Annotated in this window: 19 protein-coding genes and 1 tRNA gene; 8 read left to right on the top strand and 12 right to left on the bottom strand. The window is 67.0% G+C overall.

Going from position 1 to position 22827, the window contains the following annotated elements:
- Positions 1 to 194 precede the first annotated feature (194 nt).
- Positions 195 to 4451 carry an AAA family ATPase gene (locus tag DESTE_RS12305; RefSeq protein WP_035067953.1) on the bottom strand — a complete coding sequence of 1419 codons (4257 nt, stop codon included), beginning with the start codon at positions 4449 to 4451 and terminating at the stop codon, positions 195 to 197.
- Positions 4451 to 6082 (bottom strand): metallophosphoesterase family protein, encoded by a 1632-nt coding sequence (locus DESTE_RS12310; RefSeq protein WP_035067954.1) that lies wholly within the window; start codon positions 6080 to 6082, stop codon positions 4451 to 4453. The genes DESTE_RS12305 and DESTE_RS12310 overlap by 1 nt, the downstream gene beginning before the upstream one ends.
- A 373-nt stretch (positions 6083 to 6455) precedes the next feature.
- Between DESTE_RS12310 and dinB the strand changes: the two genes are divergently transcribed.
- Positions 6456 to 7889: a DNA polymerase IV gene (gene dinB, locus DESTE_RS12315; RefSeq protein ID WP_084559449.1), complete on the top strand. Its 1434-nt coding sequence runs from the start codon at positions 6456 to 6458 to the stop codon at positions 7887 to 7889.
- A gap of 51 nt (positions 7890 to 7940) precedes the next feature.
- Here dinB and DESTE_RS12320 read toward each other — a convergent pair whose 3' ends face one another.
- From DESTE_RS12320 to DESTE_RS12340, 5 genes are read right to left on the bottom strand one after another with little or no spacing between them, the layout of a single operon-like run.
- Entirely contained in the window at positions 7941 to 8714 is a 774-nt protein-coding gene (locus tag DESTE_RS12320) for an aminotransferase class IV (protein WP_035067955.1), read from the bottom strand.
- Entirely contained in the window at positions 8711 to 10444 is a 1734-nt protein-coding gene (locus DESTE_RS12325; RefSeq protein WP_035067956.1) for a chorismate-binding protein, read from the bottom strand. The genes DESTE_RS12320 and DESTE_RS12325 overlap by 4 nt, the downstream gene beginning before the upstream one ends.
- On the bottom strand, positions 10416 to 11171 hold the full coding sequence (locus tag DESTE_RS12330) for an aminodeoxychorismate/anthranilate synthase component II (RefSeq protein ID WP_035067958.1): 756 nt from the start codon (positions 11169 to 11171) through the stop codon (positions 10416 to 10418). The genes DESTE_RS12325 and DESTE_RS12330 overlap by 29 nt, the downstream gene beginning before the upstream one ends.
- A 36-nt stretch (positions 11172 to 11207) precedes the next feature.
- Positions 11208 to 12050: a purine nucleoside phosphorylase YfiH/LACC1 family protein gene (locus tag DESTE_RS12335; RefSeq protein WP_035067960.1), complete on the bottom strand. Its 843-nt coding sequence runs from the start codon at positions 12048 to 12050 to the stop codon at positions 11208 to 11210.
- Complete coding sequence (locus DESTE_RS12340; protein WP_035067963.1) at positions 12041 to 12784, bottom strand: 5-formyltetrahydrofolate cyclo-ligase; 744 nt, start codon at positions 12782 to 12784, stop codon at positions 12041 to 12043. The genes DESTE_RS12335 and DESTE_RS12340 overlap by 10 nt, the downstream gene beginning before the upstream one ends.
- A 347-nt stretch (positions 12785 to 13131) precedes the next feature.
- Between DESTE_RS12340 and DESTE_RS12345 the strand changes: the two genes are divergently transcribed.
- From DESTE_RS12345 to DESTE_RS12370, 7 genes are all read left to right on the top strand, one after another.
- Positions 13132 to 13809, top strand: coding sequence for a metallophosphoesterase family protein (locus tag DESTE_RS12345; protein WP_035067965.1), 678 nt, complete (start codon positions 13132 to 13134; stop codon positions 13807 to 13809).
- Positions 13810 to 14084: 275 nt separating this feature from the next.
- Positions 14085 to 14161 (top strand) — tRNA-Met (locus DESTE_RS12350).
- Between the two features lie 329 nt (positions 14162 to 14490).
- Positions 14491 to 14706, top strand: a complete 216-nt coding sequence (locus tag DESTE_RS12355) for a helix-turn-helix domain-containing protein (protein WP_035067967.1) — start codon at positions 14491 to 14493, stop codon at positions 14704 to 14706.
- A 70-nt stretch (positions 14707 to 14776) separates the two neighbouring features.
- The gene (locus DESTE_RS18255; RefSeq protein ID WP_198015357.1) at positions 14777 to 14947 is read left to right on the top strand and encodes a hypothetical protein; all 171 of its coding nucleotides are present in this window, start codon (positions 14777 to 14779) and stop codon (positions 14945 to 14947) included.
- Between the two features lie 217 nt (positions 14948 to 15164).
- On the top strand, positions 15165 to 15431 hold the full coding sequence (locus DESTE_RS12360; RefSeq protein ID WP_035065287.1) for a transposase: 267 nt from the start codon (positions 15165 to 15167) through the stop codon (positions 15429 to 15431).
- Positions 15425 to 16207, top strand: a complete 783-nt coding sequence (locus DESTE_RS12365; protein ID WP_051384448.1) for an IS3 family transposase — start codon at positions 15425 to 15427, stop codon at positions 16205 to 16207. Before DESTE_RS12360 ends, DESTE_RS12365 begins: the two co-directional genes overlap by 7 nt.
- 212 nt (positions 16208 to 16419) lie before the next feature.
- On the top strand, positions 16420 to 18585 hold the full coding sequence (locus DESTE_RS12370) for an AAA family ATPase (protein ID WP_245590838.1): 2166 nt from the start codon (positions 16420 to 16422) through the stop codon (positions 18583 to 18585).
- 296 nt (positions 18586 to 18881) lie between these two features.
- Here DESTE_RS12370 and DESTE_RS12375 read toward each other — a convergent pair whose 3' ends face one another.
- The 5 genes from DESTE_RS12375 to DESTE_RS12395 all read right to left on the bottom strand — a co-directional run bounded on the left by DESTE_RS12375 (position 18882) and on the right by DESTE_RS12395 (position 22758).
- On the bottom strand, positions 18882 to 19064 hold the full coding sequence (locus DESTE_RS12375; RefSeq protein WP_035067969.1) for a hypothetical protein: 183 nt from the start codon (positions 19062 to 19064) through the stop codon (positions 18882 to 18884).
- Between the two features lie 268 nt (positions 19065 to 19332).
- The gene (locus DESTE_RS12380; protein WP_035067972.1) at positions 19333 to 20928 is read right to left on the bottom strand and encodes a cobaltochelatase CobT-related protein; all 1596 of its coding nucleotides are present in this window, start codon (positions 20926 to 20928) and stop codon (positions 19333 to 19335) included.
- 98 nt (positions 20929 to 21026) lie between these two features.
- Positions 21027 to 22052, bottom strand: coding sequence for a DUF3150 domain-containing protein (locus tag DESTE_RS12385; RefSeq protein WP_035067973.1), 1026 nt, complete (start codon positions 22050 to 22052; stop codon positions 21027 to 21029).
- A gap of 45 nt (positions 22053 to 22097) precedes the next feature.
- On the bottom strand, positions 22098 to 22385 hold the full coding sequence (locus DESTE_RS12390; protein WP_035067974.1) for a hypothetical protein: 288 nt from the start codon (positions 22383 to 22385) through the stop codon (positions 22098 to 22100).
- Positions 22386 to 22461: 76 nt separating this feature from the next.
- A complete protein-coding gene (locus DESTE_RS12395; protein ID WP_156925349.1) occupies positions 22462 to 22758 on the bottom strand; it encodes a hypothetical protein in 297 nt (98 codons plus the stop codon).
- Positions 22759 to 22827: the final 69 nt, after the last annotated feature.

The raw sequence follows: 22827 nt of genomic DNA on the forward strand, positions 1-22827 counted from the left end.
CTGCGCAGGGGGAAAGCTGGCGATGACTCCGGCGGGGCATGGGTGGTAGCCCCCATGATTTGATGGGGGATATTCCCCATGCTATGGCAAGGTATCCGGGCTGCGTCAACCCGTGGGCCGGGGAAGTCCGCGGGGCTTGCGGCATGTTGGTGCATCGGGCGGTGAAACGGCGCGGCTCATGTCGCGCCGGGGTTTCAGGCGGCGGTTATGGTGCCGCGTTCCACGGTGAACAGGGCGGCATCGGGCGCTGCCGTGCGCAGCATGTCCACGGTGTGCGGATGGCAGGTGAAGAACAGTATCTGGTGCGGTTTGCCGCCCGCAAGGAGGGTGGCATCACTCGGGGCATCGCTTGAGGCATCGCTTGAGGCATCATCAGGGGCCACGCCGTCCCGTCCGATGCGCTGGGCGCACAGTTCTGCCAGGGCAGTGGCGGTGCGCGCCGCGCGTTCCGGATCGAAGTTGACCAGGATGTCGTCCATGATCAGCGGCAGCGGCTCGGCGTGCAGGGCGTGGGTGCGCACGTAGCCCAGGCGCAGGGCCAGGTACAGCTGTTCGCGGGTGCCCCGGCTGAGGTGTTCGTGCGGCATGGGTTCGCCGTCGGCGGGTACGGCGCGGGGCACACCGTCTTCCAGCGATGCGGCGATGGACTGCCAGCGCCCCCCGGTAATGGCCCGGAAGATGGCCGCCGCCTCGCGGATGACATGGGGCTGGCGCTCCCGCTCGAAGCGCCGCCGCGCCGTGTCGATAAGGTGGCGGGCCAGGGCGTTGCGGCTCCATTCCAGGGCCATCTGGCGGGCCGATTCCAGCAGGGCTGCTTCCTGCCTGCGCAGGGCGGCCACGTCGTCGGCGGAGGCCGCCTGTTCGCGCTGTACGCGTAATGCGGCGGCCTTGTCCACCAGTTCCGCCTCCTGCGCGGCCAGCGCGGCAAGTTCCGCGGCCAGTTCGTCGCAGCGGGCCTGCATGGCCTCGCGGTCGGCACTGGCCAGCTCGGCGCGCAGCGCGGCCAGCGGGTCTGCCTGAGGGCTGGCGGGTGCGCCGCCAGGCTCGTCGGCCAGGTCGTCCGGGGCGATGGTGCCCGTGGCAATTTCCGGCAGGGCGGCGGTAAGATGGTCAACCAGATCACCCTTGCGGCGCAGCAGTTCCTGTCTCTCTGCATAGGACGCGGCACGGCGCAGGAAGTCTTCGCCGTCGATGGCGTCACCGGCAGCCAAAAGCTCGTCCACGGCGGTCCTGGCGGCGGCATGGGCGGCCTCCGCCTCGTGCAGTTCCGCCAGCAGTTCCGCGTGGCGGGCGACCAGCCTGTCCCGCTCGGCGGCCATGGTTCCGGCGGCTTGGGCGGCGGTGGCCAGCGCGTCAAGCGTTGCCACGGGATCATCCCCGAGGGCTGTATCGGGCAGGGCGCTGGCGCAGTCTGCGACAATGCGGACCAGCGGGGTTTCCAGCGCGGCCAGTTCCGCGTCCAGCGCGGCGCGGCGGGCGGCCAGACCGGCGGCCTCGTTGTCCAGGCGCAACCAGTCGTCCATGACCGTAAGGGCGTCGCGGGCGGTGGCCGGTGTCAGGTCCGGGGACAGGCCGCGTTCCGCCAGCCATGCGCGCCATGCGTCCGTGGCAGTGCCAGCCGCGTCCGTTGCGGCATGCAGCGCTGCGTCGGCGGCCTGCACGGCGGCAAGGGCCTGCTGTTCCCGTTCGCGCCGGGCGGCCAGTTCCGCCAGCGCCCGTTCGCGCTCCTGCCGCAGGGCCTCGGCGGCGCGCAGGTCCGCCAGCAGGCGGTCCACCCCGGCCAGCAGGGCGGCGGCAGCCTCGTCGGTCATTTGCTGGCCGTCCGCCACATTGGGGCACAGCGGGGCCAGGGCGGGCACAACGCGGGCCGCATCTGCCAGCGCGGTAACCTGCGCCGCAAGGGCCGCCACGCGGGCTGCCTGCGCGTCGGCCTGCGCCGCGCGTGCCACACAGGCCTCCACCCGGTCGAACAGGCCAAGGGTCGCTTCGGGGGCGAAGGATTCCGGGAGGTCGAGCGATGCACAGTGCGCGGCCCAGTCCGCGCGGGCCTGCTGCAGGGCCGCTTCCGCCGTCTCGCGGGCGTGCAGGGCTTGCAGGTGCCGGGTGCGCACCGTGGCGCAGTCTGCCTCGCGGGCCGTCGCCTCTGCATCGGCCCTGTCGCGTCGGGCGCGTTCGTCGCGGGCGCGCTCCAGCGCGCGTTCCGCCATGTCCACGCGGTCGGCAAGGCCAGATACGTCAGGGGCAGAACCGTCAGGGCCAGATCCGTCTGGGGATGCATCGGCATCGGATATTCCCGCCTCGCGCAGCAAGCGAGCGACGTCGGCGCGCAACGCGTCACGGCGTTCGGCCAGTTCCTGATGCCGCGCGGCGAGTTGGGCGGTGCGGGTCGCATGGGCGGTCTGTTCCGCCGCATCGCGTCGGGGCCAGCCCGTTGCCAGCAACGCAAGGCCGCACAGCGCAATCACCGCGCACAGGTACACGGGCGCATGGCCCATGGTCGCGAAGGGGGCCAGCCCGACCAGCCCGGTCAGTCCGATCAGTGGGGACGTGGCGGAAATGTCCAGCATGCCCCGCGCCGCCGCCAGCAGCAGCCCGGCGGCAAGCGTGCCCGCCGCCAGCAGCCCGCCGCCAAGGGACAGCAACGCCAGTGACTTGCGGACCACGGGCGCGTTGGCGGCGTGGTCCCGTTCGGCACGGGCGGCTTCGGTCGTGCGTTCCGCCTCCAATGCAAGCCCGGTGACCACCTGACGCAGGCGGCGCACGGCGTCTGCCCGGCGGTCCAGTTCCTCACGGTCGGGCGCGGCGATGGCCCGTGCGGCCACGATGGCCTGGTCGCGCCGGGCGGAAAGGTCGTCCAGTTGCGCGGCCAGTTCGTCGGCCCGCCGGTTGGCCTCGCGCGTGGCGTCGGCTGCGTCGGTGACGGTGCGGGCGCGGGCGGTCAGTGTCTCGCGGGCGCGGGGCGAGGTGTCGAAGCCGCGCAGGGTGTCCGGGGTCCAGCCGGGGGAAATGTCCGTCAGCGATCGGGCCAGCGCGGCGGCCTGCACGCCCAGTTCGGCGCGCAGCCCCGGCAGTTCCGCCAGCGCGGCCCCGGCCTGCGTGCGCAGGGTGCGCAGCCGTTCGGCCTGGTCCGCATCCGGCGCGGCTGCGGGGTCCACGCCCAGCGCGTCGGCCCGTGTCCGGACCTGGACATGCGCCAGTTCCGCCGCGTGGCGGGCGGCTTCGTGCTCTGCGGCGCGGCGGTCATGCTCGGCGCGGGCCTGGCGCAGGTCGGCGTTGGCGGCATCCAGGGCGGCCTCGTGCGTGGCAATGGCCTCGCGCGTGAACAGCGAGCGGTCGAAGGAGCACACCCGCTCCGGGGTCCAGTCCGCCCCAAGGGCGGCCAGCAGCCGCTCGCGGTCGGCGTGGTTGCGTTCCAGGTCGGCCAGCAGGGCGGGCAGGGCGGCGCGGGCATTGCGGTAGCTGGACTTGCGTTCCAGCAAGGTGCGCAGTTCAGGCGCGGCGGCCAGCAACCGGGCGTCGGGCGTGTGCTGCGCCAGCGTCGCTTCCAGCGTGGCCAGCTGCCCGCGCAGCCTCTGTGCCCGCAGCGCCCGTTCGGTGGCGCGTTCGCGCTCCTGTTCGAAGCGGGCCTTGCCGTCCTGGGGAAAGCGCTCCACCACCATGTCGAGCCGGGCCAGTTGCCCTTCCACCGCCACCAGTTCCTGCCATTGCCGCCATACGCCCAGGCGGCGTTCCAGCGTGCGGTGTTCGGCCTCGCGTCCGGCACGGTCGGCGCGCACCCCGGCCAGCCGGGCGGACAAATCGTCCAGTTGGGCGGACAGGGCGTCGTAGCGGGCGGTATCCCGCTCGTGTGCGCGCAGGCTGGCGCGCAGGGTTTCCAGTTCCTTCAGCGCCTCGTTGAGCGGCGGCTTGCGCCCCTCTGGCAGGTACAGCGCGCCCATGCGGCCCGAAAGATCATCCAGCAACTGGCTGGGCGGACGCAGCCCCTGCCCTGCCCCCGCCCCCAGCAGCACGTTGCGCGCGCCTTCCGCCGAGAGCGAGGAAAATTCCTGCAATTCCGAAAGGCTGAACCCGTAGATGTTGCGGTAGAGGTCGGGCGTCACCCCGTGCAGCAGGGCCGCGGCCAGTTCTGCGTCCAGCGGCGTTCCGTTGGCATCGGTAAAGGTCAGCGTGCCGCCGTGCGCGCCGGGGCGGCGGGTTAGCCGCACCACGCCGCACCGGTCGGTGTGCAGGGTCAGCGTGCCGCCCGCATCCGCCGCGCGGCCCGAAAGGGGCACGCGGTGCGCGGCGCGGCTGCGCGGGTAGCCCGCCAGCATGGCCCGGAAGAAGTCGAGGCAGGTGGATTTGCCCGCCTCGTTGCTGCCGAGGAAGATGGACAGCCCCGGCGGCAACTGCTGGATGGTCTGGCCCGTCAGAACGCCAAAGCCGTCGATGTGCGCGCGCTGGATATACATCAGTCGACCTCCAGCATGTCGCAGCAGATGCGTTCGGCGTCGTCCAGCAGGGCGGCCAGATCTTCGGGTGACAGGGCGTCGGACGGGCCGAGGAAGCGGCGGCCGCGCGGGCCGTCGTACAGCGGGGCGAGCACGGCGGCGGCCAGGGCGCGCAGGGCGGCGGGGTCTGGCTGCTGGGAACTGTCCGGTGCCGGGGTGCCGGGGGGCGCGCCGTCGGATGGGGTGTCAGGCGATACCGCGTCTGCGGTGCCCGCAGGGCAGGCGGGGGCATCGCCCGCAGGCGGTTCCGGCAGGCCCCGTGCGGCGGCGGCCACGCGCAGCACCTCGCCCAGCAGGTCGTCGCGGCGGCGCAGCGCGTCCATGTCCACGTCGGGCCGGGTGTGCAGTTCGATGTCCTTGACCCAGACAAGGGGATCCAGCGAGGCCCCGGCCTCGCGCAACATCTCCAGCAGCCCTTCCACCGCGCCGGGGCGGCGCAGGTGACGGTCCAGCGGGCCGCGCCCGTGCAGGATCACCCGGCACAGGGTGGCCTCCACAGGGAAGCCGGGAGTGCCAGACAGGCCAGACCGGCCAGACGGGCCAGACGGGCCAGACGGGCCAGACAGGCCAGACAGGCCAGACGGGCCGGGCGTCGCATTACCTTCGGCGGCCTGTTCCATGGCCTCCATGATGCGGCCATGCAGGGCTTCCAGCGAGGCCGCGCCGTTGGGCGTGCCCGTGCCATCGGGGCCATTGTCCCCGTTCGCGCCGTCACCGCCAGATACATTAGCGCCGCCGTTTCCATTCGTCCCTATGGCCACCTCCACCACCTGCCAGCGCACCGGGGCCAGGGGGCGAAACTCCAGTTCCACCTCGCCGTCGTCGTGCACGGTGACCAGTTGGCAGCCGCGCGGACCGTCCTCGTTGATGTGCAGCCCCTGCGTGGAGCCGGGGTAGACCACGTGGGGCCGCGTGCGCAGCACCTGCGGCAGGTGGATGTGCCCCAGCGCCCAGTAGTCCAGCCCCGTGGCGGTCAGGTCGTCCAGGGTGCAGGGGGCGTAGCGGCCCGCGTCGCGCGTGCCGGGCGTTGTGCCCACGTTGCAGTGCAGCACGCCGATCTGCGGCACGCCGGGGGGCACGTCCATGTCCTGAACCATACCGTGAACCGTGCCCTGAACCGTGGCGGAACGGGTAAAGCGCTTGGCCAGGTTGCGGCCTTCGCGGTCGGTTTCGTGGCTGATGCCGTGCACCACGGCCACCACGCGCCCCTCGCGGGTCACGGCGTGCGATTCCACCTGCGGCCCGAACACGGTGACCCCGTCCGGCCAGTGCAGCGAGTGCACCCGCGAGGTGAGCGGGTCGTGGTTGCCGTGGGCGATGAACACCCGCACCCCCGCATCCGTCAGGCGGGAACACCCGTCGCGCAGGGCCACCTGGGCCCGCAGGCTGCCGTCCTCGTGGTTGTGCACGTCGCCCGCGATGAGCAGGGCGTCGGGCCGTTCGGCAAGGCACAGTTCCACCAGCCGCTCCCACGCGGTGAAGGTGGCGCGGTGCAGCCGGTCGGCCAGGCGGGGGGAAAGGTCGCGCGAGACGCCCGCGAAAGCGGCGTCTAGGTGCAGGTCTGCGGCATGGACGAAGCGGAACGCTGGCATGGGTGACCGTGGGTTGGGGGTGCTGCGGGAAGCGGAAATTGCGTTTGTGTGGCGCGCGTCCTGCTGTTTTCGGGGCGGATGCGGGGTGCCCGTCAGCAGGGTAGCCCGCAGATGGTGGCCGCAGGATGGTCGTGCGGATGGCGAAATGCCCGTGCGGCAACGGCACCCACCCTGTCTAGCACGGCGGACGGCGGGCCGTCACCGTACCCGCGCCGCAAAGGGCGGCCAGCCCCGTGTGGAGTGCCGGGCCGGATCAGACTGGTCATTGGGTTAGACTTTCCGTGTGGGCGAGACTGCCTGTGGAGCGCACCCTGACGGTCCCGACACCCGCGCCCCGCTTCCGGCCCCGTCGCCCCTCTGCTAGAACATGGGCATGGCGCAACGCTGGATCATGCATATCGACATGGACGCCTTTTTCGCGTCCGTGGAGCAGATGGACGACCCTTCCCTGCGGGGCAAGCCGGTGGCCGTGGGCGGCTCGCACCGGGGGGTCGTTTCCGCCGCGTCGTACGAGGCGCGGCGCTTTGGCGTGCGTTCCGCGCTGCCCATGAGCACGGCGCTGCGGCTGTGCCCGCAGCTGATCGTGGTGCCGGGGCGCATGCGCCGCTACGCCGAGCTTTCGCACCGCATCATGGACGCGCTGCGCGAATTTTCGCCGCTGGTGGAACCGGCATCGGTGGACGAGGCCTATCTGGACGCCACGGGGCTGGAACGGCTGTTCGGCCCGGTGGAGAACATGGGCATGGCGGTGAAGGCCCGCGTGCTGGACGTGACCGGCGGGCTGACCTGTTCCGTGGGCGCGGCCCCGGTGAAATTCCTGGCCAAGATCGCCTCGGACATGAACAAGCCGAACGGCCTGTTCATCCTGTACCCGGAAGACGTAGCGGAATTTCTGCGCACCCTGCCCGTGGGCCGCATACCGGGGGTGGGCAAGCGGTCATTGGACGCCTTGGACCAGTTGGGAGTGCGCAGCGCGGGCGACGTGCTGCGCTATTCGCGCGAATTCTGGGAACGGCGCTTCGGCAAGGGGGGCGTGCACCTGCACGAGCGGGCCAGCGGCGTGGACCCGCGTGAGGTGGAGCCGTATTCCGAACCCAAGTCGGAAAGCGCCGAGAACACCTTTGCCGAGGACACCGCCGACCGCGCCGTGCTGCGGCGCTGGCTGCTGGCCCAGGCCGAACGGGTGGGGACATCGTTGCGGCGGCAGCGGCTGGCGGGCCGCACCATCACGCTGAAGGTGAAGTACGCGGACTTCCGGTCCATATCCCGCAGCCACAGCTTGCCGGAGCCCACGGCGTCCACAGAGACGATTTTTGATGAGGCCTGCCGGTTGCTGGACGCCCTGACCCTGGCGGACAAGGTGCGGCTGATCGGGGTGGGGGTATCCAACTTCGGCCCGGCGCACCACGGGCCGCGCCAGCTCACCCTGCCGCTGGAAATTCCCGGCAGGGGCAAGGGCGGGAAGGGGGCTTGCGAGGACGGGGCGGGTCGGGGAACGACAGACAGGGGGGCTGGCGGTAACGCCGTGGCGTGGGGAGCGGGCACTGCGCGTTCCGTGGGCGTATCCGCAGAGCATGATGAACAGGACGGGCCAGATGCGTTGGAGGGATTGAACGAGTCGGGTGGGCCACACAGACCAGTCGGGCAGAATGCCCCCGCCGTCGCAATTCCCGCCGAATCCTCCCCCCCGCCGGACGAGAACCGCCGCAAGAAACTGGACGCCGCGCTGGACGCCCTGCGCGACCGCCATGGCCGCGAGGCCGTGGTGCGCGGCCGCCTGTTCGGGTTTGATTCCAGAAAAAAGTAGATCGCTGCGGACTGTGCTCTTTCAGGTGGCTGTTTCCGACCGCCCCTTCCTTCATTTCCCCAGCAATACGGAATTGCACCGTTCGCTGGTGGCGAAATCGGGCGTGAAGGCATGCGAACCGATGACCGTGACCGGGCGCATGCCTTGCAGCGAGTTCAGCAGGTAGGCGTGGCGAAAGGCGCGCAATTCTCCGGCGCGCACGGTGCAGTCGCGCACGGGCAGCAGATCGCGCACGGCGGCCAGCGTGGTGCTGGGCAGGCGGCAGCCGCCAGTGGGGGTGCAGAAGCAGTCGCCGTCGCCGAACAATAATGCGGCGGTGGTGGCCTCTGTCACGACGCCGCCTGGCTGGGTGAGCACGGCGTCGTCCTGGCCCAGGGCGCGGGCGGCCCTGCGTTCCAGGTAGCAGAGCATGTAGTTCATGGACTTGTGCAGGGCCAGCGATCCTGGCGTTGCGGGCGGGGCCAGGCGCAGGCTGTAGGTGCGGTCGGGCGCGGGCGGGTCGTAAGGGGCGGCGGTGACCAGCGGGGCCATGGCCGCGTCCTCGTCCTCCAGCGGAACGATGATGTTCACCCGCGCCAGCCGTTCGGCAAGGCCGTTGGCGCGCACCACCTCGGCGATGACCGCCGGGTAGTCCACAGGTTCGGCCAGCAGGCCGAAATACTCCAGACTGGCCTGCAAGCGCGCCAGATGCGCGTCCAGACGGCTGGGACCGTGCCCGTTCCACAGGATGGTCTCGAAGAACCCGGCCCCATATCGGAAGGCCGGACTGCCGATGTCCAGCCGTACCCCGCCCTCGTGCAGCGCGCCAGCCCGCCAGTGGATCATGCGCATACCTCCCGAAAGTTGGCTGCCTTGGCCCATGTTTCTTCGTATTCGCTTTCCGGGTCCGAGTCCACGACGATGCCGCTGCCCGCGCAATGTTCGAAGCTGCCCGTGGCCGCGTCGTGCCAGCCGGTGCGGATGGCGATGGAACAGTCCATGGTGCGGGCGTCGGCGATGGCCAGCAGGCTGCCGCAATAAACCTCTCGGTTGTGGGGTTCACCGGCCTCGATGATGGCCAGCGTGCGCCGCTTGGGGCAGCCGGTCACCGAGCCGCCTGGAAAGGCGGACAGCAAGAGGTCCAGACAGGTGCGGTCGGGCCGCAGGGTGCCGGTGACGTCGGAATGCATCTGCACGAGGCCGCTGCCCGCGCCGCCCACGCGAAAGGTGGCGCAGTGCCGGGCCACGGCCACGCTGCCGTGGGTGCAGTCGGCGGAAATGTCGTTGCGCACAAGGTCCACGATCATGGACAGTTCGGCGCGTTCCTTGGGGGTGGCGGCCAGCAGGCCCGGCAGGCCGGGGTGCCAGACCGGATGCGGCGTACCGGGGCCGAAGGCCAGAGTGCCCTTGATGGGCTGCGACAGCACGCGGGCCGGGCCGCCGCCCGGCGCATCCACGCGCAGGAACCGCTCCGGCGAGGCGGAAACCACGTGGCGACCGCCGATGCGGAACAAGCCGTGGAAAGGCGCGGGGCGGGTGCGCCACAGGTGCAGCGACAGGGCCGCCGGGTCCAGCCCCGGCGCGTGCAGGCCGAAGCGGGTGGACAGGTTGCACTGGTAGGTATCACCCGCGCGGATGCGGCGCAGCACCTCGCGCACGCCCGCCGTGTACCCGGCGCGGTCCAGCGAGGGGGGCAGGGCGGCGCAGCCGGCCAGGGGGGTAAAGACGGCGCAGCCGCCGGGGGAGGTGAAGGTCGCGCAGCCGCCGGGAGTGGTAAGGGCGGGCACGGGGGCGTCCGTCAGCAAACGGGCGCAGCGGGCGGCCAGATCCGGCGGGGCATCCGGGTGGACGGACAGGGACAGCGCGCCCGTGGCAGGGTTCCAGCGGGCCACGGCGTGGTAGCGGCGCAGCAGGGCGTGGGGCAGCACGCGGGGTTTTGCGCTGCGGATGCCGAAGCGCGGCAGGCCGTAGGTGTAGGCCAGAAAGCCGAGGGCTATGTCGTGGTCGGCTCGGGCGGGCTGCCAGAGGTGGGGGGCGGCATCGCGCGGTGGCCCGGAGGGATCTGCACCGAACGGAGCCTGCAAGCCAAGGAAGGCGGCCAGCGCGGCGTCGGTGTGCGGACCGGGTTCGTGATCCGGTGAGATGGCGTGGCGGGGGTGCGCGGGGCGGGATGTGGAACCGGATATGGGGCCGGATATGAGGCCGGATGTGGAACCGGACGCGCAAGTGGGCGAGGGATCGCCCAGGCACAGTTCCTCGCGCGGGGCGATGCCGACAAGGCAGCACGGGCCTTCGCCCTCGCCGCCGGGCCACACCGTCCAGCCGGGGGGCATGGCGGTGTGCACGTGCGGGGCGTCGGGGGCGCTAGTGAAGCCGGAAGGCAGGCCGGAAGCGGTGGCCTCCGCGCTCCGGGCATCCCCCGCGCCGGAATCCGCGCGGCCCGTATCCGCATGGTCTGCATCGACGTGGCAAGGGTCCGGGTGGCACAGCAGCAGGTCCGCTCCCTGCCGGGCGCAGGACAGGGCAAAGGACGCGAAGGCGTCGGCGTCAGCGCAGGCCGAGAGCGTGCAGCGCATGGCGTATCCACCACACCCCGTCCGGGGTGAGGAACGATTCTGGGTGAAACTGGTAGCCCAGCAGGGGCAGGCTGTGGTGGCGGGCGGCCATGACCACCCCCTGCCCGTTGCGGGCCAGTACACGCATGCCCGCGCCCATGACGGACAGGTGCAGCGAATGGTAGCGGGCCACGGTGCGGGCCTGCCCGGCGTAGTGCAGCGTGTCCGGCTTGCCGTGCACGCAGCCTGGCAGCGGCGCGGTGACCCCGCCGAAATGGGCGTTGATGATCTGCAGGCCAAGGCAGATGCCCAGCACGGGCACCGGTACGGGGCGGGGTTGGGCACAGGGGGGAGACGCCGTGGCGGCGGGCGCGGCTGAGGCCTGGTCTGAGGACGGGGTTGCCGCCGTTCTGGATGGCAAGGCTGTGGTCCTCTCGGCGGGCAGGCGGGCCTCTGCCCCTCCATCCGCTGCGTGCGGACCGCGCATCCGCGTGCTCTTACCGCCCAGCAGCGGCCCGTACTGCGGATATTCTTCCGGCGTGCCGGGGCCGGGCGAGATCACCAGCAGGTCCCAACGGGTGGTGGGGCCTGCGAGGGTCGGGTCGCCCGGCGCATGTGGCCAGTCGCCCGTGACTTCGTCCAGCCGATTTACTGGCACGACAGTGGGCACGCAGCCGGTGGCAGCCACCAGCAGATGTTCGAGGTTGCGCGTGAAGCTGTCGTGATTGTCGGCAAGCAGGATGCGCATGCGGTGGTGGTGCGGCGACCGGCGGGTCCGGGCCGATTACCCCTCCATCCAGATGATGGACGCCTGCCGCCCGGTGGTGGCGGCGCGGCGGTAGGAGAAGAAGTCGTCGGCCAGGGTGTGTGTGCACAGGTCCAGCCCGTAGATGCGCTCCGGCAGCAGGCCCGCCTCGGCAAGCTGGTGGCGGGTCAGCGTCCACAGGTCCATGGTGCGGCTGGCCGTGCGGAACCAGCGGGCGAAGTCCTGCCCCCATTCCGTGGCGAAGTTGACGAATTCCGCCGCCGCCGGGCCAAGGCTGGGGCCGCGCACGGCCAGCACCTCTTGCGGGGGAAAGCCGTAGCGTTCGCAAAAGGCGCGTACGCCCGACTGCGGGGAGCCGATGCGGTTGCCCCGCCATCCGGCGTGCAGCGCGGCCACGTACCTGCCGCTTTCATGCGCCAGCAGAATGGGCTGGCAGTCCGCCGTCTTGATCACCAGCCCCACGCCGGGGCGCGCGGTGGCAAGGCCGTCGGCCTGGGTCACCGGGGTTGCGGCCAGCGCGGCGGCCAGTTGCACCGGTTCCGGATCCATGAGCATGGCATCGCCATGCACCTGCCTGGCCTCCACCCATTCGGGCAGGTCCAGACTGGCGGCCAGCGCGGCGCGGTTGGCGGCTACGGCGGCGGAGTCGTCGCCCACCTCGTAGGAAATGTTGCCCCCGGCCCAAGGGCCGTCGGAGATGCCGCCGCGCCGGGTCTGGAAGGCGCAACGCACCCCCGGCACGCCGGGAAAGGCGAAACGGATGCACTGCGGGGTGACGTCATCCGGGATGATGGGGGGGGTGGCGGCGGAGCCGGAACGGGAAAGCGGCGGAAAGGCCAGCGACGGGGTGGTTACAGCCATGTCAGTCCCTCCTCGGTGCACAGTGCGTGGACGGGGCGGTCCCATGGGGCCACGGGCAGCGCCGGTACGATCTGAAAGGCATAGGCCAGCCCCACCAGCGCGGTGCGGGCCATGGCCGGGTGGGCCAGGAAGCGGTCGTAGTAGCCTGCGCCGTGGCCAAGGCGGTTGCCCTGTAGGTCAAAGGCCACGCCGGGGATGACGGCAAGGTCGGGCGCGAAGGAGGACGCGGAACCGGGCGCGGCATCCATGTCGATGGCCGGGCAGCGGGCGGGGTCCGGTTCCGCGATGCCGTAGCGGCCGGGCTTGAGGTCCGCCGCGCAGGCGCAGGGGGCCAGGCACATTTCGTTGTCGCAGTTGGCGGCGGGGGTGGTGGCGCCAGTTGCGGAGGATGCGGGGCCAGTTGCGGAGGATGCGGGGCCGGTTGTGGAGGATGCGGGGCCGGTTGTGGAGGATGCGGGGGACGCGGGCGCAGACGTCACGCAGCGCGGCAGCAGCACCTGCTTGCCGTCCGCCCAGGCGGCATCCAGCAGGCGGGCGGTGGCGGTCTCGTTGCGCACGGCCACGTACAGCAGTACCTGCCGGGCGGCCTGCCACGCGGGCGATGCCAGCAGGGCTTCCTGCGCGGCATGGCCCAGTCGGGCGGCCTCTTCGGGGGGCAGCGCGGCGCGACGGGCCAGCATGGCGCGGCGTAAGGCCTGCCGGGCTTCGGGGTCTGGCGGGTTGGAGTGCGTCATGTGTGTGCCGGAGCAGGTTTCGGGTGTGTGCCGCCTGAAGTGGTGGAACCGGGGACCGAGGAATCCTGAAGCTGCCGTGGAGAGGTCCGGCGGCCACTGGCCTTTCACTGTCGGGCTTCCGCATCCGTCGCGGGCGCGGCGTGGAGGGGGGCCGCAATTGCCGTCGAAACGCCCCGCAGGGTGTTTTGTCAGGTGGCGGGTGCGTGGTGTAGAGTACGGGCGCGGGCGGTACCCCATAGCCATCGGGCGGTACCCCATAGCCATCGGGCGGTACCCCATAGCCATCGGGCGGTACCCGTGCTCCACAGCTCACTCCCCGTCGCGCAATCTAACAAGGAAGGCACCGCATGCAAAGCGCACCCTACTGGATAGCATTCGGCGACATCCACGACGACGTTTCGCCCATCGCCGATATTCCCGGCCTGTCCGGGGCGGCGGGCGTGATCATTACTGGCGACATCACCGTGGTGGGCGGCGTGCGCCAGGCCGAGCGCGTGCTGACGGCCATTGCCGCGCACAACCCGGCCATCCACGCCCAGATCGGCAACATGGACAAGGCCGAGGTGACCGACTGGCTGGACGGGCGCGGCTGGAACATCCACCGTGCCGCGCGCGAACTGGCCCCCGGCGTGGGCCTGCTGGGCGCGGGCTATTCCACGCCCACCCCCTTCGGCACGCCCAGCGAGGTGCCGGAAGCGCGGCTGGCAGAATGGCTGGACGCACTGCGGGCAGAGGCGGGCCGCTGGCCCCGGTTGGTGTTTGCCGTGCATACCCCTCCTGAAGACAGTCTGTGCGACAGGCTGGGTAACGGCGCGCACGTGGGCAGCCCGGCGGTGCGGGCGTTCATCGAGGTTGTGCAGCCGGACGTGTGCCTGTGCGGGCATATCCACGAATCGCGGGCGGTGGACCACATCGGGCGCACCGTGGTGGTGAACCCCGGCGCGCTGGGCGCGGGCGGATACGCCGTGGTGACCGCCCCGGAGGATGGCCCGCTGACGGCGGATCTGAAGGTGCTGCGGGGGTAGGCAGGCCAGTCGTGTCCGTTGTGCCAAATAGGCAGGTAATGACCGGCGCAAAGACGAGGGCTACCGGGCGCTAACGACCGAACCGGCGATTGCGCCGACATGCTGGCGCTGGCGGCAGGCCTTTGTGAAGATTTTTATCCTGTGATACAAACGCGTTGTCGCACATCGACAGTCTTTTTCAGATTTCTTGTTGACACCGGGGGGTGACGGGCATACTTCTAACGCCCCGACGGAAAGGCCTTGCCTACGCCGCCGGACCCGAATTCCGCAGGTGACGCGGGGTGGAGCAGCTCGGTAGCTCGTCGGGCTCATAACCCGAAGGTCGTCGGTTCAAATCCGGCCCCCGCAACCATAAAATCAAGGCTCTTACGGAGAACATCCGTAAGAGCCTTTTTGTTTTTCCAACCCTATTTCCAACCTTGGGATGGCTAATCGAAATCTCGCAGTAGCAAAACCAGGGGCCACCCTGTCACCATACGCATCTGTTAGGAGGCCTCCCGAACTGGGGGGCCTTCTGCTTTTTACCCATTCGGTCGTGAGCCGTGAAGGACAACCCTTGTGGGCACCAAAGTTCGAAACTTGGTGCCCATGACATTTTTCGAGGAATTTGGTTTCTACTGATCTGTTGGGTGCGCAAAGCAGCCCATTTAAGAAAAAGAGCTTTGGTTCAGGAGGATTGCCATGAGCATTGGTGGCGTTGAACGCACAGAGGCCTCGGACACCCAGTGGGTATCGGAAAAAACCGCAGCACAATTGACAGGCTTGAGCGTCCACACGCTGCGTGGGCATCGCCTGCGAAGAAAGGGACTCCCCTACACGAAGGTCGGTCGAGCGGTTCGCTACTCGACAATAGACATTGCCAGCTTCATGCAGGCGCACAGAATCGACTTTTCGTAGTTCAGTGCCCCGCGCTGATATTCAACGCGGTGGCTGGAGCTACTCAATCTCCAACTCATGAGAGGTTCATATGCATCCGAAAGAAGAACCACAAGTTCCTAAGATTCCCAAAGTCGATCTCAATGTCCTTGCCGCGCGTGTCAAGGAAGTCCTTGAGGCATCGCCCGAGTCACTTGCGAAGGTCGAAGAGATCCAGGTTTCGCTGACGCGTTTGGACGTCACAATCATCCCAAAGCGATAGATCGCATGGGCTGGGGGGGATACCTCCCTGCCCATGCAAAGGAGTTCTTATGAAAGAGTTGAGCATTGAAAAAATGATAGAAACTGCGTGCAAAACGAGGCAACCGGTAACTAGTTCCTGCATGCTTGGGGAGCCAGCTTTACATGGTGAGTCTATACTGCCCCCCATTAACAAGGTGGCTCTGTTAAGGTAGTTTTCTTCCATCCTTGGAGGAAGCATGAAACGCCGAGTCTGGGACAGCAAAAGCAAGGCCCGCATTGTGCTTGAGGGATTGCAGGGTCGCTCTGTGGCAAGCATTTGCAGTGAGTATCAAATCACTCAGGGTATGTATTACCGCTGGCGCGACACGTTGTTGGCCAATGCCGCCCTGGCTTTTGAGGTGGGCGCCACTAACCGACGAGAAGAACGCCTTGCGACAGAGAACCAAAAACTCAAGCAAGCCGTTGGCGAACTGACGCTGGAGTTAAAAAAAAACGACTGGTAAGCGGCAAGCGCCGATCCGGCCAGGCCCAGCTTCAGCGCGATGCCGAACTCTTGCCGTTGATCGAGTCCCTGAAAATGGAACATCCCTTTTGGGGCTATCGCCGCGTATGGGCCACCCTTCGGTATAAAAACGGCCTGATCATCAACGTCAAACGAGTGGCACGCCTGATGCGTCTGCATGGCCTTGGGGTGAAGCGCGCAGCCTTGCGGGCAAAGCGCACCCCTTCCGGAAGCAAGCCGCGCCCCGTCCGCCCGTGTCAGTGGTGGGGCATCGACATGACCAAGGTCATGACGGAAGGCGGCTGGGTGTATATCGTGCTGGTGGTGGACTGGTTTTCCAAGAAGATCGTGGGCCACCATGCCGACTACCGGAGCCGGAGCCATGAGTGGCTGCAAGCTCTGGATACGGCTATCCAGACGCACTTTCCCGGAGGCGTCCGGGGGCACGGCCTGAGCCTGATGAGCGACAACGGCTGCCAACCGACAGGAACGGCTTTTATGCGCGACTGCGCGACTCTCGGCATCACGCAGGCGTTTACCAGCTACAACAATCCCAAAGGGAACGCGGATACCGAGCGGACAATGCGTACGATCAAGGAAGAGCTCTTCTGGCTGCACGAATGGCGTAGCCTGGAACACCTCGACCGCGCCCTCTCTGACTGGATAGAAAACTTCAACACCACATACCTGCATTCGGCGCTTGGCTGGAAGACTCCGCAAGGCGTCCATCAGCAGGCAAACAAAACCTGGCGGAATTCTCCCTTAAAGGCCGCTTGATTTAAGGGGGGCATTACAAGTCGCCTGTCATTGACGTCATTCCCACAGGGGCCACTTCGTTACCCCAGCCCAACTCCCCCCCGAGGTGGCAACGGGAGGCCCCATGGGCGCGGCCCAGGACCTCACCAGTCCCTCGCCTGTCATATAACCAAGCGAGCTATCAGACAAATGCGGGCCATGACTTTCCTGAAATATCACCCAAGGTAAGACAGGTGCTGGCCGAGATTGACGGCTCGAATCTGCCGTCGGCCCTCACGTCGGATTCAAATGCGGAAGTATTCAGTTCGCTGGTCGAGTGGGAATTTGCAAGGCTCGCCGCTGACCGTCGCGAGCGCCTGCTTATGGCGCTTGGCATTGAAGTTGACAGGCATTTGTGGCTTCGCCGAGGCGGGAATCCCAAGAGTAACAAGGGGGATGAGAGCATCATTTCCCTGGCGTCTTCAAGCCTGAATAGAGGCCCACTCGAAGCGGCTCAGGTCGTGGGAGGGCTGCTCGGCTTGAAGCCGGAATACTGCTTCCATACGTTTCCGGCTGGGAGCAATACCCATCCCCCCCTGCCAACGCGCACCAGCATCATTGAGGAGTATATCCCGAAGCAACTCAACGTTCGAGGGCGCTCCTGCCAACTCGAAGATGTGGACTATCTGCATGACTTCAGCGGGTTCAAGGAGCAGGCTGTCTGCCGCTATACCAACGGCAATGAAGATTTTTTTGTGCTCGCGAGCCGAGTCGAGAGAGACGGCGAACCTGCACTGCGTATCGGCGCGGCTCCGGCCTCTGCCTGGCTGTATTCACGCACGAAGATGGCGAGATATCGGAAGGCTCCCGTGCTGCTCTGCCTTGATATGCGGGTGGCCATGCACTTCCGGGAGAAGGCACGGGAGGGTAGGCTGCTTGAGCGGGCAGGCATCATTGCCTCTGGATGCTTTGGGGGGGCAACCGCATTTGACGCCCTGCACTACAAAGACCTGGCCGGGCATCCTGTCGTGATTATCCCCGACTCCACTCGCGAGGGGTTGAAGGGGGCTGAAGATTGGGCGAAACGTTGCGTAAGGGAAGGCGCCGCGAGCGTGAGCGTCTACCCGTGGCCCATCATTGCCCCCGGTGTGCCGGCCATTGATGCCTCTTGTCCCCCTGAATCGTGGGAAAAGGAGCTGTGGGGGAGGGCGGTGTACCTTGACCGCATTGAATTGGCCTCAAAGTTTGCTCAGGACGTGTGCCATCTGTCTATTCCGGCTGCGGACTATGGGCGGTGGATGGCGTCCGTGAGCCTTGTGTCCGTGCCTGCGGAGGAGAGCAATGTTCGCGACTTCTCCATGGAGTTCACCAGACTTGACAACATTGTTGATGAGGGGCGCGGCGATGTGCGCGCCTTGACCCTGGGTGTCCTGATCACGCACCGATACACAACGCTGATTTGGGCACCCACTAATGTGGGCAAGAGTTTTGTCGCTATTCAGTTGTCACTTGCCTTGGCAACTGGGGGCACAGCTTTCGGGCTCCCCGCGATGTCTCCCCGCCGAGTTTGCTACCTGGATGGCGAGGCCGGAGAAGGTGACTTCAAGGCCCGTTGCGAGCAACTCCTTCAAGAGAATTCGGATGACCGAGAGAATGTGGGGCAGAATTTGCGCGTGTTGTCCCTGCCAGGCTCGAACATACTGGAAGAGGCATGCTCGCAAAAAATCATCGAACAACTCCGTAACGTGAAGGCTGATGTGCTTGTCATCGACAACCTGCTGGCGTTGGCTCCGAGCGCGGCAAAGAGCAATGCCGATGGACTGTTCAAGTTCGTCCGTGAAGTGCAGCGAGCAGGTGTTGCTGTCGTCATTGTTCATCACTCCGGCAAGGATGGAACAAACTTCAAAGGCCCATCCGATCTCGCCAGTTTGTCCCAGAACGTCATTAGACTGGAGGGGCGCGACCAGTTGGCAAGCCAGGAAGGTCGAAGTGCTGAGGTGGACGAGGCTTGCCGAGCCGGTGGCCTTGTTGTCCGACTGTTCGTCGAGAAATGCAAAGCTTTGCCTCAGCTTGAACAGACAGCCTGCACCTACCACCTTCCGGTAGGTGGTGGATGGCGTCATATCGAGGGCTTCCTCGCAGACGTCGGGCAATCGCCTATGTCTGAAGGGTTGAGCAGCGAGCCGAGGGCCGTAGAGCCCCCCGTTGTTCCCACCCGGGATGTCGACATGGACTCCCTGTCGCCAGACGAGGAAAAGGTGTTCAGTGCGCTGAAAGAGAAGAAGAGCTCCAGGTCTGAATTGGAAACACGGACCGGCCTCAAGGCGGACAAGCTTGGTGGCATACTCCGAAATCTTTCGGACCGAGAGATCATCATAAGGGAAGGGCGCGGCAAGTCCACCTACTACCGTGGTGCGTAGATCTGCTTGCAAGCGATTCCGTCTTGAACGGGTGCCTCAGCATACGGGGCACCCTTCCTTTTTCTGAAATGCCCGGCCATGCGCGGTGCTTTTACCGCGATGCGCCGGGGTTGTGCCGCGAAATGCACCGGTGATTCGGTGGTTATACACCGCAAATCGGTGAAAAATTGAGAGTTAAAAAGAAAAAAATAGTAATGTCAGCATGGTGGGCTAGTGCGTCCGGGTGGGGGTGTGCGCCTGTGGCGTTCCCCTACTCCGTTGTGGGGGGGATGATAGTCTCCCCCCTCCTTCATGGACTACTCCTCTTGGGGACGGCCTTCAGGCAGCGCCAACGGTTCTTCCTCGCAATCGTTCGTTTTCGTGGTGCCTGTCTCCGACAATATGGCAGCAGCGAACACGCCAGCGACACCGGCCAGGCAGCCGCCAAGAAACACCCAGGCCCTGTTCATTCCCTTGTCCTTGAACTCGTGCTCAGTCATCGATGCTCTCCTTGACGACGTTAAGTACCGCGATGGCTATGGCGATGATTGATCCCCAGCTTATGCCCATATTCTTCTCCTCGGGGTGCGGACCTTGGGGCAGTCCGCGAAGAGGACGCATTCCGCAGGGGGCAGAAGGCACCTCTTCCACGGCCAGAACCGGCACAGGTACATCCAGCGCATACGACCTCCTTGTCGGGGTGTTGAAAGAGAACGGGGAGGCGTGGTGCCTCCCCGTTGCTCGTTGCCGGTGTTTTTCGTGTTTGCATCATGTCGCGCGCCTTCCGACCAGCGCGCCCTGCAACAGGCCGAACATTGCCGGGGCAAGTTCGGCCATGGTGTTGATCGTCCGGTGCCGTCCCGGCAGGTGCTGCAGGATGTTCACAGCACCGATGCCGATGGCGTAGACCTCGAAGCCGAGCCGTTCGGCGTGCCGGATGGCTTCCAGGGCGCATGTCGGTGCATCGGGGTCGCCATCGGTCAGCAGCAGGATGAGCTTGCGAGCCTCACGCAGAGGCAGCATTTCCTGCATCACCCACCACAGGGACTCGGCCAGTGGGGTGGTCCCCACGGCTGCCACCTTCAGTCTCGGATGTACCTTCTGGCCGTGCCGCACCAAACGCCCCACGGTTTTCTGTTCCGTTGATGCCGGGTCATGGCTGGCCGGAAAGGCGGTGATGGCCACGTTGATGCCAACGGTCTCAAGGGCCGAAGCCACGGCATGGCAGGCCGTGCTGGCCAGCCTGATGCTCGGGGTCATGGACCCGGAGCAGTCGAGAAGCAGATGCACGGCGGTGTTGATGCCGACGCGCGTTCCCTTGCGCATGAAGACGCGAGCGTCATCCGTCGCGAGCCGGTGGAGCCTGCGCGGGTCGAGCCTCCCACTCCGTGCCCCGTGGGTCCGGCTGACGGTCGCAGCCTGCAACAGGCCATGCAGGCGCGTCCGCAGGGCTGTTGATGCCCGTTTGGCCTCGGCGATGTCGTCGGAGTGCAGGTCCCAGCTTACCTTGTGGGTGACGGTGGCCACGTTCACGGGCAATCCGTCGCTGGCGGGTGCCTCACGCTTCAGGGCCTCGCCAAGGATTGCGCCGAATTCCTGCGGAAGGTCGTCCTCCTGGGCGTGCAACAGGTTTCGTATCCGTCCCCATGGTGATGCCGTGGGCTGGTTGCCATTGCCAGGCGCACCATCCGGGTCGCCCCCGGCCTGACTGGCGTCCGGATTCGTACCTGACGCGGGTGGGGGCGTTTGCGTGGCCTTGCCCAGTTCCGCGACGATGGCCCGCGCATGGGCAATGGCCTCGGCTGTTGATGCGCACGAGGTGCGTACCGCTTCGACAGCGCAGGTCATGCGGGTAAGCAACCCAGGACAGAGTTTGTTGAGACGGCCCGCGATGGTGTCGCGCCGCTTCCCGATGGCGGGCACGTCCCACGCCCGAACCGTAAGCAGCAGCCAGTTCAGGAACAGAACCGCAGGATCGATTCTGGTGCCAGCCACCTTGCCGCCGAAGAAATGGCTGATGAGCCAGTCGAAGTTCCCCCGGCAGCCGGGGAACGCCGTGACCAGCCGGTTCTCCACCCTCCAGTCCTCGATGATGTTCCAGACATGGAGCTCAAAGGGAGTAAGGTTCCCGGCCTTCAGCGCCGTGAAGTCGGTATCCCGCAGGTGGGCGGCCTCATGGTCGATGTACCCACGGGCCAGTGCGAGGAAGGTATCGGGCACGTCCACTGGCAGTGCGGGAAGGTGGATCGCCCTGCCGTCCGTGTAGGCCTCCGTGCCCCCGATGGTCACGGTGACGCCGTATTTCCTGCCGAGTACGCTCGCCACCAGCGGCAGCGAGCGCATCACGGCGCGTGTATCCAGCATGTTGTCCTCCGAATACGAAAAGGCCCCGAAGCGTGGTGCTCCGGGGCCTTTCGTGGCTTGGGGTATGTGGGATCAGGCGGCGTGGCCTGTCCAGCCTCCTACCACAGGCCGCAGTTGGGCAAGACGGGTTGCGGGTCGGGCATGACCTCGCGGGGGATGGCGTCCAAAGCACGGTCGTCCCCAAGGTCGGGCATGTCGTCTTCTCCTTCTTCGGGTTCGTCTGCGGACGCTATCCGTCCATTTCCCGTGTCCCCATCCTGCCGCAACAAGGCATCCAGCAGATCGGACGGGCGATGCCCCTCCATGATCCGCTGCCCATGCTCCATGAGAGCGGATGGATCGCGCAGCAGGGCCACCAGCCCCTGCAACATGAGCAGGTGCGCCCCCTGTATCATGCCCCGCTTGGGCAGATTGGCGAAGGCCGTACCGATGAGGTCGGCCACAGGGGCCACCCTCGGTTCCACGAAGGTGAGTCCGGCCAGTTTCTGGTGGATGGTCCGCAGGGGGGATAGCGCCTTGTGGGTCACTTCGCTGCGGCCCGCGTAGCACTTGTGCCAGGCCTCGGTGGCGGCCTTGGCCACCTCGTCGAACAGGGTCCGGCCAAGCCCTCGCACCTCTTCCGCGAGCCCCTGGGCCACCGGCTCCACATCGCTCTGGGCTGGCGGCACGATGCGGTATACCTGCCAGCGGAAGCCCATGCGGCTGCGCACATAGTCCGCGCTGACGGTGGAGTCGGCGATGATGCGCTCCCACTCGCCGTGCCGGGCTATCCAGTCCCGAACGGCGTCATCGTACCGGGTGAGGAAGGTATCCCTGGCGGCCAGGAATTCGGCCCGAATGCGGTCGAGTTCTTCCACAAGAACGGGGGCTTTTTCCTCCGGAACGCCCCAACCGCCCAGAAAGCGTACGCCGTGGCGGTCGAGCAGGTTCACCGCGCGCGCCTTCAGCGTGCCGAAGATCTTCAGTTCCTCGGGATCGCAGATGCGCTTGCTGCCGAGCGAGGCAAGCTCCTCCGGCGGCAGGTCCGCGCCGCCGAAGTCCGCCGGGGTCAGCTTGCGCCGGGCGGTCCAGATGTTTACGTCGAGGTTGATGGCCATGAGGCAGTTCAGGATGGTGTCGTTCATGTGCGTGCTCCATAAAAGCGGAACGCCCCTCGGGGGAGGGGCGTCCTAGATTCCGTTGTGGAAGTGGTAGTGGTCCTTTTCGATCTTCTCCGCGGCCTGTCGCCACATCTCCTGTACCGGGTCTCCGTCGATGCACCGGCCCCACCCGAGGGTGTGGACCGTGACCCGAGAGGGATGGGGTTCCTCGTCATCCCCGGTCCAGGTGCTGACCTTGAGGAGGTAGAGTTCCGCTTCCGCCTTCCAGTGGTGGCGGACGCCGTTGGTGTGGATATCCCGGACGAGGTGGATGCTGCGGGAGAAGGGGAAGATGCGCATGGCGGATGTCGCTTTCATGAGTGTGTGCTCCTCGTGGGTGCTGTGTAGGTCGGAGTCGTTCCAGAATGCGGAATTGTCGGGAGGGAAATCGCGGTTACGGGAGAGGGCCGTATGACGAGACGAGCCGGTAGCCTTCCTTGAGTTTGCCAAGGGTGCGTGACCGCGCCTCGCGGATGGGGTTGCCCCGGTTGCACCGGGTGATGGCCAGTGCGAGCCGTTGCCCTTGCGTGTTGCGCTTGCCCCAGTGAAGGTCGATGCCATGCTCTTGAATAGTGCAGGACCAGAACTTGCCGCCCGAAGGCGTGTCCTTTTCGAGGCGCAGCCAGGGGGGCGAAGGGAGGGAGGCGAAGAAGGCGGGATCAAGAGACTGACGAGTGAGCAGGGAATCCATGAACTGGAGCACCAGGCCGGTATTGCCCGGGATTCGGGGAGACGCGGCATCCTTGCCGAGGGTGTCCGC

The sequence above is a fragment of the Nitratidesulfovibrio termitidis HI1 genome, assembly GCF_000504305.1.
Lineage (GTDB): Bacteria > Desulfobacterota > Desulfovibrionia > Desulfovibrionales > Desulfovibrionaceae > Cupidesulfovibrio > Cupidesulfovibrio termitidis.

Excerpts from the sequence above, each read along its gene's own strand:
- DESTE_RS12305 (WP_035067953.1), bottom strand. The coding sequence starts at position 4,451 with ATGTATATCCAGCGCGCGCACATCGACGGCTTTGGCGTTCTGACGGGC.
- DESTE_RS12310 (WP_035067954.1), bottom strand. The coding sequence starts at position 6,082 with ATGCCAGCGTTCCGCTTCGTCCATGCCGCAGACCTGCACCTAGACGCC.
- dinB (WP_084559449.1), top strand. The coding sequence starts at position 6,456 with ATGGCGCAACGCTGGATCATGCATATCGACATGGACGCCTTTTTCGCG.
- DESTE_RS12320 (WP_035067955.1), bottom strand. The coding sequence starts at position 8,714 with ATGATCCACTGGCGGGCTGGCGCGCTGCACGAGGGCGGGGTACGGCTG.
- DESTE_RS12325 (WP_035067956.1), bottom strand. The coding sequence starts at position 10,444 with ATGCGCTGCACGCTCTCGGCCTGCGCTGACGCCGACGCCTTCGCGTCC.
- DESTE_RS12330 (WP_035067958.1), bottom strand. The coding sequence starts at position 11,171 with ATGCGCATCCTGCTTGCCGACAATCACGACAGCTTCACGCGCAACCTC.
- DESTE_RS12335 (WP_035067960.1), bottom strand. The coding sequence starts at position 12,050 with ATGGCTGTAACCACCCCGTCGCTGGCCTTTCCGCCGCTTTCCCGTTCC.
- DESTE_RS12340 (WP_035067963.1), bottom strand. The coding sequence starts at position 12,784 with ATGACGCACTCCAACCCGCCAGACCCCGAAGCCCGGCAGGCCTTACGC.
- DESTE_RS12345 (WP_035067965.1), top strand. The coding sequence starts at position 13,132 with ATGCAAAGCGCACCCTACTGGATAGCATTCGGCGACATCCACGACGAC.
- DESTE_RS12355 (WP_035067967.1), top strand. The coding sequence starts at position 14,491 with ATGAGCATTGGTGGCGTTGAACGCACAGAGGCCTCGGACACCCAGTGG.
- DESTE_RS18255 (WP_198015357.1), top strand. The coding sequence starts at position 14,777 with ATGCATCCGAAAGAAGAACCACAAGTTCCTAAGATTCCCAAAGTCGAT.
- DESTE_RS12360 (WP_035065287.1), top strand. The coding sequence starts at position 15,165 with ATGAAACGCCGAGTCTGGGACAGCAAAAGCAAGGCCCGCATTGTGCTT.
- DESTE_RS12375 (WP_035067969.1), bottom strand. The coding sequence starts at position 19,064 with ATGACTGAGCACGAGTTCAAGGACAAGGGAATGAACAGGGCCTGGGTG.
- DESTE_RS12380 (WP_035067972.1), bottom strand. The coding sequence starts at position 20,928 with ATGCTGGATACACGCGCCGTGATGCGCTCGCTGCCGCTGGTGGCGAGC.
- DESTE_RS12385 (WP_035067973.1), bottom strand. The coding sequence starts at position 22,052 with ATGAACGACACCATCCTGAACTGCCTCATGGCCATCAACCTCGACGTA.
- DESTE_RS12390 (WP_035067974.1), bottom strand. The coding sequence starts at position 22,385 with ATGAAAGCGACATCCGCCATGCGCATCTTCCCCTTCTCCCGCAGCATC.
- DESTE_RS12395 (WP_156925349.1), bottom strand. The coding sequence starts at position 22,758 with ATGGATTCCCTGCTCACTCGTCAGTCTCTTGATCCCGCCTTCTTCGCC.